Annotated in this window: 9 protein-coding genes; 6 read left to right on the top strand and 3 right to left on the bottom strand. The window is 65.0% G+C overall.

Annotation, left to right across the window (positions count from 1 at the left end; genetic code table 11):
- Positions 1 to 46: 46 nt before the first annotated feature.
- Complete coding sequence (locus ACYPXD_RS03335) at positions 47 to 910, top strand: sulfurtransferase (RefSeq protein WP_459707438.1); 864 nt, start codon at positions 47 to 49, stop codon at positions 908 to 910.
- Positions 911 to 1,003: 93 nt separating this feature from the next.
- The gene (gene gluQRS / locus ACYPXD_RS03330; RefSeq protein WP_459707436.1) at positions 1,004 to 1,906 is read left to right on the top strand and encodes a tRNA glutamyl-Q(34) synthetase GluQRS; all 903 of its coding nucleotides are present in this window, start codon (positions 1,004 to 1,006) and stop codon (positions 1,904 to 1,906) included.
- A 9-nt stretch (positions 1,907 to 1,915) separates the two neighbouring features.
- Here gluQRS and ACYPXD_RS03325 read toward each other — a convergent pair whose 3' ends face one another.
- On the bottom strand, positions 1,916 to 3,505 hold the full coding sequence (locus ACYPXD_RS03325) for a methyl-accepting chemotaxis protein (protein WP_459707434.1): 1,590 nt from the start codon (positions 3,503 to 3,505) through the stop codon (positions 1,916 to 1,918).
- 507 nt (positions 3,506 to 4,012) lie between these two features.
- Here ACYPXD_RS03325 and ACYPXD_RS03320 point away from each other — a divergent pair.
- Together ACYPXD_RS03320 and ACYPXD_RS03315 are read left to right on the top strand one after the other, a co-directional pair.
- The gene (locus ACYPXD_RS03320; protein ID WP_459707432.1) at positions 4,013 to 5,269 is read left to right on the top strand and encodes an MFS transporter; all 1,257 of its coding nucleotides are present in this window, start codon (positions 4,013 to 4,015) and stop codon (positions 5,267 to 5,269) included.
- 279 nt (positions 5,270 to 5,548) lie between these two features.
- Positions 5,549 to 7,471 (top strand): propionate--CoA ligase, encoded by a 1,923-nt coding sequence (locus ACYPXD_RS03315; RefSeq protein ID WP_459707429.1) that lies wholly within the window; start codon positions 5,549 to 5,551, stop codon positions 7,469 to 7,471.
- Positions 7,472 to 7,476: 5 nt separating this feature from the next.
- On the opposite strand, the gene ACYPXD_RS03310 is transcribed toward ACYPXD_RS03315, so the two are convergent.
- Positions 7,477 to 8,277 carry a 5'-methylthioadenosine/adenosylhomocysteine nucleosidase gene (locus tag ACYPXD_RS03310; protein WP_459707426.1) on the bottom strand — a complete coding sequence of 267 codons (801 nt, stop codon included), beginning with the start codon at positions 8,275 to 8,277 and terminating at the stop codon, positions 7,477 to 7,479.
- Positions 8,274 to 10,643, bottom strand: a complete 2,370-nt coding sequence (locus ACYPXD_RS03305) for a UvrD-helicase domain-containing protein (RefSeq protein ID WP_459707424.1) — start codon at positions 10,641 to 10,643, stop codon at positions 8,274 to 8,276. Before ACYPXD_RS03305 ends, ACYPXD_RS03310 begins: the two co-directional genes overlap by 4 nt.
- Before the next feature lie 265 nt (positions 10,644 to 10,908).
- Here ACYPXD_RS03305 and ACYPXD_RS03300 point away from each other — a divergent pair, with 265 nt between their 5' ends.
- Both ACYPXD_RS03300 and ACYPXD_RS03295 read left to right on the top strand, forming a co-directional pair.
- On the top strand, positions 10,909 to 13,776 hold the full coding sequence (locus tag ACYPXD_RS03300) for a valine--tRNA ligase (protein ID WP_459707421.1): 2,868 nt from the start codon (positions 10,909 to 10,911) through the stop codon (positions 13,774 to 13,776).
- Positions 13,777 to 13,871: 95 nt separating this feature from the next.
- A partial coding sequence (locus tag ACYPXD_RS03295) for a sugar phosphate nucleotidyltransferase (protein WP_459707630.1) occupies positions 13,872 to 14,021 on the top strand: 150 nt, incomplete at its 3' end.

Genomic DNA, 14,021 nt, shown 5'->3' with positions numbered 1-14,021 from the left:
GTTGCGGGTTGGCCGTGCCCTGGATAGCCAGCCCTTTGAATCAACCATGAGCATTCTCAATCTTTCCGCCTACCAGTTCGTCACGCTCGATGCGGCCGCAATGTGGCGTCCGCTCGTCACCGAACGCTGCAATGCGCTGAGCCTGCGCGGCACGATCCTGCTCGCGCCGGAAGGCATCAATCTGTTTATCGCGGGCACGCACGACAACGTGCGCGCGTTTATCGACTACATCCGCCACGATCCGCTCTTCGAAGGCAAGTTCGCGAGCCTGCAGTTCAAGGAAAGCGTGTCGGACACGCAGCCGTTTCGCCGCATGCTCGTCAAGCTCAAGCGCGAAATCATTACGATGAAAAAGCCGGCGATCCAGCCGGAGCTCGGCCGCGCGCCGTCGGTCGATGCCCGCACGCTGAAGGGCTGGCTCGATCGCGGCCACGACGACTCAGGCCGTCCGGTCGTGATGCTCGATACGCGCAATGCATTCGAAGTCGACGTCGGCACGTTCGATCGGGCGCTCGACTATCGCATCACGAAATTCAGCGAGTTTCCGGAGGTGATCGAACAGCATCGCGCGGACCTCGAAGGCAAGACGGTCGTGTCGTTCTGCACCGGCGGCATTCGCTGCGAGAAGGCCGCGATCCATATGAAGGACGTCGGCATCGACCACGTCTATCAGCTCGAAGGCGGCATTCTGAAGTACTTCGAGGAAGTGGGCGGCGCGCATTACCACGGCGAGTGCTTCGTCTTCGATTACCGCACCGCGCTCGACCCGAGTCTCGCGCCCACGGCGACCGTGCAATGCTTCGGCTGCCGCGCGGTGGTCACGCCCGAAGGGCAGCGCTCGCCGCTCTATGTGCCGGGCAAAACCTGCGCGGCGTGTCATCCGCAGCGCGACGGCGCGCGCGCCGCCTGATGCGCGGCGTCGCGTTCACGACCCTGCGCTCGCGGCAATGCGTTACGACCTGATGCGATCCGGCACGATGTGCGGCGCCGCATCCGCCCGGCGATGACCTACCGCGGACGCTTCGCCCCCTCTCCTACCGGGCCGCTGCATTTCGGCTCGCTCGTCAGCGCGCTTGCCAGCTGGCTCGATGCGCGCGCGCACGGCGGCCGCTGGCTCGTGCGCATCGACGATATCGACGGCCCGCGCACCGTACCGGGCGCAGCGGAAGCTATCCTCGCGGCGCTCGAACGCTTCGGCATGCGCGCCGACGAACCGCCGGTCTGGCAAAGCCGCCGCACGGCGCACTACGAGCGCGCATTCGCGCAGTTGCAGGCCACCTCCGGCCTCGTCTACCCGTGCGGCTGCACAAGAAAGGAAATCGCCGATTCGCTCGTGCGCGCCCATGCGCGGCACACGACACTCGCGTATCCGGGCACCTGCCGCGACGGTCTGCACGGCAAGGCGCCGCGCGCATGGCGATTGCGCGTGCCGGATAGCGCCGCGCACGAACCCGGCGTGATCCGCTTCGACGACCGCTGGCAAGGGCCGCAAAGCCAGAATCTCGCGACGGAGGTGGGCGACTTCGTGCTGTATCGCGCGGACGGCCAGTGGGCGTATCAACTCGCGGTGGTGGTCGACGATGCCGATGCCGGCATCACGCACGTCGTGCGCGGCGCGGATCTGCTCGATTCGACCGCGCGGCAGATTTATCTGCAACGGTGCCTGCGGGCGCCGACGCCGTCGTATCTGCATGTGCCCGTCGTCGTCAACGAGGCGGGCGAGAAGCTCAGCAAGCAGACCGGCGCGCAAGCGCTCGATGCGAGCCGGCCGCTCGACGCGCTGCATGCGGCGGCGCGTCACCTGGGGCTGGCACTCGATGCCGGCGCGCTGGCTTCGCTCGACGCGTTCTACGCGGCCGCGACGCCGGCCTGGGCGCGGCGCGTCGACGCGCTGCCAAGACCCTGACACGCGCGGCTAACGCAGCCGGAACCGGCCCACCATCTCCTTTAACGCACGCGCCTGATCGTCGAGCGACTGCGCGGCCGCCGTCGCCTGTTCGACGAGCGCCGCGTTCTGCTGCGTGCCCGCGTCCATCTGCGATACCGCGAGATTGATCTCTTCGATACCCGAACTCTGCTCGGCCGACGCGGCGGAAATCTCGCCCATGATGTCGGTCACGCGCTTCACGGCCTTGACGACTTCATCCATCGTCTGCCCCGCGTCCTGCGCGAGTTGCGAGCCGTTGCTCGCGCGCTCGACCGACGCGCCGATCAGCCCCTTGATCTCCTTCGCGGCCGACGCGCTGCGCTGCGCGAGATTGCGCACTTCGCCGGCGACGACCGAGAAGCCGCGGCCTTCCTCGCCCGCCCGCGCAGCTTCGACCGCGGCATTCAGCGCGAGGATGTTGGTCTGGAACGCGATGCCCTCGATCACGCCGATGATGTCGCCAATACTCTTCGCGCTGTCGTTGATTTCGTTCATCGTCGTGACCACGCGGCCGACCACGTCGCCGCCCTGCTCGGCAATCGACGATGCGTTGTCGGCCAGCGTGCGCGCCTGCTTCGCGTTGTCGGCGTTCTGCCGCACCGTCGAGGTCAGCTGCTCCATGCTGCTCGCGGTGCGCTCGAGCGCCATCGCCTGCTGCTCGGTGCGCTGCGACAGGTCGAGATTGCCCGTCGATATCTCGCTCGATGCGGAAGCGATCGCCTCGGCGCTCGCGGCGATATCGGCGACCGTCGTCGACAGGCCGCTTTGCATATCGGAGAGCGCGGACAGCATGCTCGACGTGTCGCGCTTTTTCAGCGCAATCGCATTCGATAGATCGCCCGCGGCAATGCGCGACGCGATTTCCTTCGCGTACACGGGCTCGCCGCCGAGCTGCCGCGCAAGACGCCGCACGACCCACTCGCTGATGACCAACGCGAGCACGATCAGCGCGAGCGTCGCGGCCGCGATCATCACGAACGACGAGCGGAAGATAAACGTGGACGCATCGATGGTCGCCTTCGCGGCCGTGCCCTGCTGCGCGACGAGTCCGTCGACCAGTTTTTCGAGCTTGCCCGTTTCGACGAGCAGCGACACATCCTGCATGCCGACCTGCCAGTTCATCTGCGACAGATCGAGCGGTTGCGCCTGCACGAGCTTCACGAAGTCGCGCAGATGCGCGCTCCACGCGGCGATCGCCGCGGCGAATTTCTTCTGCTGGGCGGCTGCTTCGGCCGTGCTCACGTACTGGCCGAGCGTGTTCAACTGCGCGTTCAGCGCGCCGAGCCCCTTGTCGACATCCGTGCCGAGTTCTTCGCGCTCTTTCGCCGTGGTCGCCGTGAGCAGCATTTTTTGCGCGCGGCTCGCGCGCAGCATTTCGCCGCGTGCTTCCTCGGCCGCGCGGTTCGCGATATAGCCCTGCTCGTAGATCGATTGCGTCGAACCGTTCAGCCGGCTGATCTGCGTCAGCGCGAATATGCCGATGGCGAGTGTGCCGACCAGCAACACGGCAAACGCGAGCCGCAACGTCGCCTTCACCGACAACCCGGCACGCGGATTCCCCAGCGCAACTGTTTTCATCGTTGTTCCCCCGTATCGAACCGCCGGAACGGTCGGCTCCGGCGGCCTTTCAATCATGACAGGTTGACGGCAATAGCGGCGGCGGCCTTTAGATCCCTTGCCTGCCGCTGCGCCCGTTCCCGCTGTCGCACCTGTGCGCCGCCTCGTGGGCCGCGCGAGCGGTGTTATACACAGCCAAAATCCGGCGGTCAGCCCCGGCTAACGCGCAGTCGGCCGCCGGTCGGGGGGCTTTTTGGCGTCGCCATCGTGTCAAGTTAGTGTCAATTTTGTGTCCAAAATGCGTCCGATCCGTGTCCGATCCGTGTCCGATCCGTGTCCGATCCGTGTCCGATCCGTGTCTGATCCGTCTCGCACTCGTGTCCACAGCCGTGTCCGATTCGCGACAAATCTTGGCAGGACAACTGACTCAAGCCACATTACAATCCGTCGCATACGATCCTTCGTCTGCATTGCAGCGGCATCGCCGCTCTGCGAAGGCCGTTCGATCCACCCCAACTCAAGCCACCCATGGAAACGAGCCTCGACAAACGCGCCCTCGCCGGCGCCCAGGCTGGCGGCGCATCCACGCCCGCCGCGGCCAGCGCCGCCAAGGTGCCGCAAACCGTCTATGCGATCCTCGGCGCGATCAGCTTCTCGCATCTGATGAACGACATGATCCAGTCGTTGATCCTCGCGATCTATCCGATGCTGAAGTCGAACTTCGCGCTGTCGTTCGGACAGATCGGCCTCATCACGCTGACATATCAGATCACCGCGTCGTTGCTGCAGCCGCTCGTCGGCATCTATACCGACAAGCATCCGAAGCCGTACTCGCTGCCGGTCGGCATGGGCTTCACGCTGGCCGGTCTGCTGCTCATGTCGGTTGCGCCGAACTTCGGCATCCTGCTTGTCGCGGCGGCGCTCGTCGGCTGCGGGTCGTCGGTGTTTCACCCGGAGTCGTCGCGTGTCGCGCGCATGGCGTCGGGCGGCCGCCACGGCCTCGCGCAGTCGCTGTTCCAGGTGGGCGGCAATGCGGGCACCTCGCTCGGACCGCTGCTCGCCGCGCTGATCGTGATTCCGCACGGCCAGCGCAGCATCGCGTGGTTCTCGGTTGCGGCACTGGTCGGCATCGTCGTGCTCGCGCAGGTGAGCCGCTGGTACAAGCAGCACCCGTCGGCGAAAAAGGCGCGCGCGGGCGTCGCGCACACCACGCTGTCGCGCGGCAAGATCGCCTTCGCGATGAGCGTGCTCGTGCTGCTCGTGTTCTCGAAGTACTTCTATCTCGCGAGCATCAACAGCTACTTCACGTTCTATCTGATCGACAAGTTCCACCTGACCGTGCAAGCGGCACAGATCCATCTGTTCGTCTTCCTCGCGGCCGTCGCGGCGGGGACGGTGATCGGCGGACCGATCGGCGACCGGATCGGCCGCAAATACGTGATCTGGGTGTCGATTCTCGGCGTGGCGCCCTTCACGCTGCTGCTGCCGTACGCGAACCTGTTCTGGACCGGCGTGCTGACGGTGGTGATCGGCGTCGTGCTCGCCTCCGCGTTCTCGGCAATTCTCGTCTACGCGCAGGAGCTGATTCCGGGCAAGGTGGGCATGGTCGCGGGGCTCTTCTTCGGCTTCGCGTTCGGCCTCGGCGGCGTCGGCGCCGCAGTGCTCGGCCAGCTGGCGGACGCAACGAGCGTCGATTATGTGTACAAGGTCTGCTCGTTCCTGCCGCTGATCGGCATTCTTACGGTGTTCCTGCCGAATATCGAAGGCAAGCGCGCGAACGCTTGACCGGATGGTTGATGGTTGATCGTCGGCGCCCTTTTTATTGCGGCCACCCGTGACAGACATCACTGACATTTCGCGCGTTTCCGGCGCGGATGTCAGTTATTTCAGACACTCCTTCCCTGTGTTCTCACTGCGCGGCGTCATGGTGAACCCGCGTTGTCCGAGCGTTCATGCCTGCTCTATGCTGTGCTCAATACGCTTCGGCATGCCGTTGCGCAGGTTGCATCGTTGTTCGCCGGAACCCCGTTGTCCTTGCCCCGCCCGCCCGAAGGACCGCCGCCGATGACCCGCTACCGCGAATTCCACCGCCGTTCGATCGAAGCGCCCGACGAATTCTGGCGCGACGAAGCGGCGCGCATTCACTGGCATACGCCGTTCGATACCGTGCTCGACCGCTCGAACCCGCCGTTTGCGCGCTGGTTCAGCGGCGGCCACACCAACCTGTGCCATAACGCGGTCGACCGTCATCTCGCCGATCGTCCGCAGCAGCAGGCGCTCATCTATATCTCGACGGAAACGGGTATCGAGCGCCGCTATACATACGCGGAACTGCACGCGGAAGTGAACCGCATGGCGGCGGTCATGCGTTCGCTCGGCGTCGCGCGCGGCGACCGCGTGCTGATCTATCTGCCGATGATTCCGGAAGCCGCGTTCGCGATGCTCGCATGCGCGCGGCTCGGTGCGATTCATTCGGTCGTGTTCGGCGGCTTCGCGGCGCCGAATCTCGCGGCCCGCATCGACGATGCGAAGCCCGTGCTGATCGTCTCCGCCGATGCGGGCGCGCGCGGCGGCAAGGTGATCGATTACGCGCCGCTCATCGACGAAGCGCTGTCGCGCGCCGCGCACAAGACGCCGCATGTGCTGATGATCGACCGCCAGCTCGCGCCGGAAAAATTCAGCGCGCCGTATCTGCTCGACTACGAGCCGCTACGCGAGCAGCACTTCGACGCGCACGTGCCGTGCGAATGGCTCGAATCGAACGAGCCGTCGTATGTGCTCTACACGTCGGGCACCACCGGGCGTCCGAAAGGCGTGCAGCGCGATGTCGGCGGCTATGCGGTCGCGCTCGCGGCATCGATGGAATACATCTTCGAAGGCCGCGCCGGCGACACGATGTTCACCGCGTCCGATATCGGCTGGGTGGTCGGGCACAGCTACATCATCTATGCGCCGCTGATCGCGGGTTTGACGACCGTGATGTACGAAGGCACGCCGATCCGCCCGGACGGCGGCATCTGGTGGCGCCTCGTCGAGCAGTACAGGATCAACCTGATGTTCACCGCGCCGACCGCGTTGCGCGTGCTGAAGAAGCAGGACCCGGCGCTGATGAAAGCCGCCGATCTGTCGAGCCTGCGCGCGCTCTTTCTGGCAGGCGAGCCGCTCGACGAGCCGACTGCCGCATGGGTCGCCGAGTCGCTTGGCAAGCCCGTGGTCGACAACTACTGGCAGACGGAGACCGGCTGGCCGATTCTCGCAATCCAGCGCGGCGTCGAAGCGCTCACGCCGAAACTCGGCTCACCGGGCGTGCCCGTGTACGGCTACAACGTGACACTGCGCGACGAGGTGACGGGCGAGCGGTGTGCGCCCGGCGAAAAAGGCGTGATTACGCTCGCGTATCCGCTGCCGCCCGGCTGCATGTCGACCGTATGGGGCAATGACGCGCGCTTTATCGACACCTACTGGTCGAGCGTGCCGGATGAAGCGGTCTACTCGACCTTCGACTGGGGCGTGCAGGACGACAACGGCTATGTGACGATCCTCGGCCGCACCGACGATGTGATCAACGTCGCCGGCCATCGCCTCGGCACGCGCGAAATCGAAGAAGCGCTGTCGGGCCACAACGCGGTGGCCGAGGTTGCCGTGGTCGGCGTGAACGATCCGCTGAAGGGACAGGCCGCGCTCGCGTTCACGGTGCTGCGCGATGCGGATCGCTACGCGTCGGACGAGGCGCGCGCGAAGCTCGAAGCGGAACTGACGGCGACGGTCGACCGTCAGTTGGGGCCGATTGCGCGACCGGCGCGCGTGCACATCGTGGCGATGCTGCCCAAGACGCGCTCGGGGAAGCTCTTGCGCCGCGCGATCGCAGCGCTCGCCGAAGGCCGCGACCCGGGCGACCTGCCGACCATCGAAGACCCGGCCGCGCTACAGCAGATTCGCGATGCACTGCAGGCTTCGGCCGCAGCGCCGCCCGTGGCGCCACGATAAGCCGCTTATCCGCGCCTCTGCAAAAAGCGCCGCAAAATCCCGCTCGAATACGTGCCGGCGATCTCGACAAGAAAGGTCGAGAACGACGCCGGCGCGTGCACATCCGCGGTATCGGAAATCGTGCGCACGATCGCGCACGGCACGCCATATTCGTAGCAGACCTGCGCGATCGCCGCGCCTTCCATTTCGACCGCGAGCGCATCGGGCAGCGCGGCGCGCAATGCGTTGACCGCCGCCGCGCTCGCAATAAACTGATCGCCGCTGATCACGAGACCGCGATGCACGCGCGGCCGCGCGGTACCGAAGCGATCGGCCAGCGCCCCGCCCTCCTGCGTAACGAACGCTTCGCACGCCACGGCGAGCGCTTCGGCGAGCGCCGCATCGGCGGCAAATCGCGCGACGCCGAGCAACGGCACTTCGAAGCGCGGAAACAGAGGCGACGCATCGAGGTCATGCTGCATCAGCGTGTGCGCCACGACGATGTCGCCGATCTGCACGTCGCGCCCGACCCCACCGGCCACGCCCGTGAACACGACCGCTTCGACATCGAACGCGTGGATCAGCGCGCTGGCCGTTGCAGCAGCGGCCACCTTGCCGACGCGCGCCAGCGTCACGACACACGGTGCGCCGTGCACGGCGCCGACGTGATAGTCGCGCTGCCCGTGCGTCACGATGCGCACATCGCCTTCGGCACGCATCGCGGCGACGAGGTCGCCCAGCTCTTCGGGCAGCGCCGCCATCACAGCCAGCGGCCGGGGCCCTTTCGCTACTGCCTGCTTCGTTCCTGCATCCTTCGTTTCGCTCATTCCACCGCCTGTAGTTTCGCGACCGCGAGCGCCAGCCATTTCTCGCCGTGCCGTTTGAACCTGACCTGTGCCTTGCCGTCGGAACCGCTGCCTTCGAGCGCGGTAATCGTGCCTTCGCCGAACTTCGTATGGAATACCTGCTGCCCGACGCGAAAGCCCGTTTCAGCCGCGCGCTGCTCGTTCGCGAAGGCCGGTAGCGGGGCCGCGGACACGCCGCTGTCGTAGCGCTCGTAGCCGCTGCCTTCGCGATTCGAGCGCCCGAACCAGTCGCGGCCCCAACCCGCGTTATCGGAACGGCCGCCCCAGCGTGAGCCGGCCTCGACTTTCGGCGTGAGCCACTTTAGCGTGTCTTGCGGAAGTTCGTCGAAAAACCGGGAGCGGATGTTGTAGCGCGTCTGACCGTGCAGCATCCGGCTCTGCGCGAAGGAAAGATAAAGCCGCTCCTTGGCCCGCGTGATCGCCACATACATCAGACGCCGTTCTTCCTCGAGCCCGTCCGTTTCCATGGCGCTGTTTTCGTGCGGGAACAGCCCCTCTTCGAGACCCGTGATAAACACCGCCGTAAATTCGAGGCCTTTCGCCGAGTGGACGGTCATCAACTGCACGGCGTCCTGGCCCGCTTGCGCCTGGTTGTCGCCGGCCTCGAGCGATGCGTGCGACAGGAAACCCGCGAGCGGCGTCATCGTGTCGGGATTTTGCGCGGGGTCCGCGAGGCTCGCCGGATCGAGCACGACGCTGCCCGGATCGTCCGTTTCGACTGCGATCTCAGGCGCGGCGGTCGCGCCCGGGCGCAGCGGAATCGAGCGCGCGGGTGTATCGAGCCCGTAGCCCTCTTCGCTAACGAACGCGGCCGCCGCGTTGACGAGTTCCTGCAGGTTCTCGAGACGGTCCTGCCCTTCGCGCTCGTTCTGATAGAAATCGGCCAGACCGCTGCCGCGCACCACGTGTTCGACCGTCTCCGGCAAGCTCATCTGCTGGGTTTCCGCGCGCATTTTCGCGATCAGGGTCGCGAAGGCGCCGAGGCTCGAGCCGGCCTTGCCGGTCACGTACGGAATCGCCGCCGCAAGCGAACAGTTATAGAGACGCGCCGCGTCCGCAAGCTGTTCGATCGAACGCGCGCCGATACCGCGCACGGGAAAGTTCACCACACGCGCAAACGCCGTATCGTCGTTTGGATTGTCGATCAGGCGCAGATACGCGAGCGCGTGCTTCACTTCCTGACGCTCGAAAAAGCGCAGCCCGCCATACACGCGATACGGAATGCCGACGTTGACGAGCGTGTGTTCGATCGCGCGCGACTGCGCATTGCTTCGATACAGCACCGCGATCTCGCCGCGCGACAGGCCCGTGTTGATCAGCGCGCGAATCTCCTCGACGATCCAGCTCGCTTCCTGCGTATCGGTGGCCGCCTCGTAGACGCGCACCGGTTCGCCGTGCCCCGCGTCCGTGCGCAGGTTCTTGCCCAGGCGCCGTGCGTTGTGCGCGATCAGCTGGTTCGCCGCATCGAGAATATGGCCGTGCGAGCGGTAGTTCTGCTCGAGCTTGATCAGATTGCGGACCTTGAACTCGTGTTCGAAGTCGCGCATGTTGCCGACGTTCGCGCCGCGGAACGCGTAGATCGACTGGTCGTCGTCGCCGACCGCGAAGATCGCATTGTGCTCGCCCGCCAGCACCTTCAACCACGCGTATTGCAGCTTGTTGGTGTCCTGGAATTCGTCGACGAGGATGTGCCTGAAGCGCGCCTGGTAATGCGCGCGCAGCGGCGCATTGTGCGCAAGCAGCTCATAGCAGCGCAACAGCAGCTCCGGAAAGTCGACCACGCCTTCGCGCTGGCATTGCTGCTCGTAGGCTTCATAGAGTTCGACGAACTTGCGGTTGAAGTTGTCGGTGGCATCGACGTCCTTCGGCCGCAGCCCCTGCTCCTTCGCGTTGTTGATGAAGTACTGCAGGTTCTTCGCCGGGTATTTTTCGTCGTCGACATTGAGGCCCTTCATGAGCCGCTTGATCGCCGAAAGCTGGTCAGCGGTGTCGAGAATCTGGAATGTCTGCGGCAAGCCCGCGTCGCGATAATGCGCGCGCAGCATCCGGTTGCACAGGCCGTGGAACGTGCCGATCCACATGCCGCGCGTATCGATCGGCAGCAACGCGGAAAGCCGCGCCATCATCTCGCGCGCGGCCTTGTTCGTGAAAGTGACCGCGAGCACGGTGGGCGGCGACGCGTAGCCGTGCTGGATCAGCCAGGCGATGCGCGTGATCAGCACGCGGGTTTTGCCGCTGCCGGCGCCCGCCAGAATAAGCGCCGGTTCGTTCGGCAACGTCACGGCGGCAAGTTGTTCAGGATTCAGGTTGGCGAGCAGATCGGGCATGTCGGATGGGCGGACGGATGAGCGGGCAGATGAGCGAACCGAAGGGCACAGCGGCGCGGGAATGGCGGTCCGGACGTGACGCTCACCGCGCGGCGAGGAAAGCGGCGCATCAGGCAGTGGCGACCAGGCCGTGCGCCATTATAAGTCCCGCCTGACGCGAGCGCGCCCTCGGCCGAATGGCCAGGTGGCGGCCTGCTACGTCGCGCAGCCTTTATAATTCAAGGTTTCGGGCATCTTTTCACGCATTTTTCGGCAGACTTCCATAATGAGCGACAGCACGCTGGCCAAGAGCTTCGAGCCCCACACGATCGAGGCCGAATGGGGCCCCAAATGGGAACAACGCGGCTATGCCGCGCCCGCGATGCAGCCGGGCCGCAATAATTTCTCGATCCAGTTGCCGCCGCCGAACGTCACCGGCACGCTGCATATGGGCCACGCGTTCAACCAGACCATCATGGACGGCCTGACGCGCTACCACCGCATGCTCGGCGAGAACACGCTGTGGGTGCCGGGCACCGACCACGCCGGCATCGCCACGCAGATCGTCGTTGAACGGCAGCTCGACGCGCAGAAGGTGTCGCGCCACGACCTCGGCCGCGAGAAGTTCGTCGAGCGCGTGTGGGCATGGAAGCACGAGTCCGGCTCGACCATCACGAACCAGGTGCGGCGCCTCGGCGCCTCGATCGACTGGTCGCGCGAATACTTCACGATGGACGACAAGTTGTCGCCCGTGGTGGTCGACGTGTTCGTGCGCCTGTATGAGCAGGGCCTCATCTATCGCGGCAAGCGTCTCGTGAACTGGGACCCGGTGCTGCTCACCGCCGTGTCCGACCTCGAAGTGGTCAGCGAAGAGGAAAACGGCCATCTGTGGCATATCCGGTACCCGCTGGCGGACGGCTCCGGCCATCTGACGGTCGCCACCACGCGCCCTGAAACGATGCTCGGCGACGTCGCCGTGATGGTGCATCCCGAAGACGACCGCTACGCACATCTGATCGGCAAGACCGTGAAGCTGCCGCTTACCGATCGCGAGATTCCCGTGATCGCCGACGACTACGTCGATCGCGAATTCGGCACGGGCGTCGTGAAAGTCACGCCCGCGCACGACTTCAACGACTATCAGGTCGGCCAGCGCCACAAGCTGCCGCAAATCGAAATCCTCACGCTCGACGCGAAAATCAACGACAACGCGCCGCAAGCGTATCGCGGCCTCGACCGGTTCGAGGCACGCAAGCGCGTCGTCGAAGACCTCGACGGGCTCGGCCTGCTCGAATCGGTCAAACAGCACAAGCTGATGGTGCCGCGCGGCGACCGCACGAACGTCGTGATCGAGCCGATGCTGACCGACCAGTGGTTCGTCGCGATGAGCAAGCCGGCGCCCGAGGGCACCTTCAATCCGGGCAAGTCGATCGCGCAAACCGCGCTCGACGTCGTGCGCCATGGCGATATCCAGTTCGTGCCCGAGAACTGGACCACCACCTACTACCAGTGGCTCGAAAACATCCAGGACTGGTGTATCTCGCGGCAACTGTGGTGGGGCCATCAGATTCCCGCGTGGTACGGCGAGAACGGCGAAGTGTTCGTCGCGCACAGCGAGGAAGGCGCGCGCGACAAGGCCGCCGAAAGCGGCTACACGGGCCCGCTCACACGCGATCAGGACGTGCTCGACACCTGGTTCTCGTCGGCGCTCGTGCCGTTTTCGTCGCTCGGCTGGCCGGCCGAAACCGCTGAACTGAAGGCATTCCTGCCGTCGTCGGTGCTCGTCACGGGCTTCGACATCATCTTCTTCTGGGTCGCGCGCATGGTCATGATGACCACGCACTTCACCGGCAAGGTGCCGTTTCACACGGTCTACGTGCATGGCCTCGTGCGCGATCACGAGGGCCAGAAGATGTCGAAGAGCAAAGGCAACACGCTCGATCCGCTCGATATCGTCGACGGCATCGCGCTCGACGCGCTGGTCGCCAAGCGCACGACGGGCCTGATGAACCCGAAGAACGCGGCCACCATCGAAAAGAAAACGCGCAAGGAATTCCCCGAGGGCATTCCCGCGTTCGGCACCGACGCGCTGCGCTTCACGATGGCGTCGATGGCCACGCTCGGCCGCAATGTGAACTTCGACCTCGCGCGCTGCGAAGGCTACCGCAACTTCTGCAACAAGCTGTGGAACGCCACGCGCTTCGTGCTGATGAACTGCGAAGGCCACGATTGCGGTTTCAGCAAGCCGGGCGCATGCCAGCCCGGCGATTGCGGCCCCGGCGGCTATACGGATTTCTCGCAGGCGGACCGCTGGATCGTATCGCTGCTGCAGCGGGTCGAGGCCGATGTCGCGAAGGGCTTTGCCGACTATCGTTTCGACAATGTGGCGAATGCCCTATATAAGTTCGTCTGGGACGAATACTGTGACTGGTACCTCGAGCTCGCGAAGGTGCAGTTGCAGACCGGCACGCCCGAACAGCAGCGCGCCACGCGCCGCACGCTGTTGCGTGTGCTCGAGGCAGTGCTGCGTCTGCTGCACCCGATCGTTCCGTTCATCACCGAAGCGCTGTGGCAAAAAGTGGCGCCGCTCACCGACGCCTACCCCGCCGGCATGGCCGAAGGCGAAGCATCGATCATGGTGCAGCCGTATCCGGTTACGGAGGCAAAGAAGATCGACGAGTCCGCCGAACAGTGGGCAGCCGATCTGAAGGCCGCGATCGACGCGTGCCGCAACCTGCGCGGCGAGATGAACCTGTCGCCGGCCACGAAGGTGCCGCTGCTCGCCACCGGCAACGCCGCGCGCCTCAAAACGTTCGCGCCCTACGTGCAGGCGCTCGCGCGTCTGTCCGAGGTACGCATCATCGACGACGAGGCGCAACTGGACCAGGAAGCGCATGGCGCGCCAATTGCTATCGTAGGAACTGACAAGCTCGTGCTGAAGGTGGAGATCGATGTCGCCGCCGAACGCGAGCGCCTGTCAAAAGAGATTGCGAGATTGAACGCAGAAGTATCGAAATGTAACGCGAAGCTCCAAAACGAGAGTTTTGTCGCGAAAGCGCCGGCCGCCGTGGTTGAGCAGGAGCAGAAAAGGCTGGCAGAATACCAGACCACTATCAGCAAGCTGACAGCGCAGCTGACGCGCCTGCCGGCCTGACAGACGCGGCGCCACAAGCGCCGCATCGACGGGTCGGTTCGCACCACGGCAAGGCCGGTTACCGCACCGGTCAGTCCATTACCAGGGGTAATCGAATGCTCAAAGTTACAAAAGCAGTCTTTCCAGTGGCAGGTCTTGGCACACGGTTCCTCCCGGCAACCAAGGCAAGCCCGAAGGAAATGCTGCCGATCGTCGACAAGCCGTTGATCCAGTACGCAGTGGAAGAAGCGATGGCAGCAGGCATC

This window comes from Paraburkholderia sp. 2C, assembly GCF_054589215.1.
Note: the sequence above shows the minus strand (reverse complement) of the source record. Positions and strands in the feature narration are given on the sequence as shown.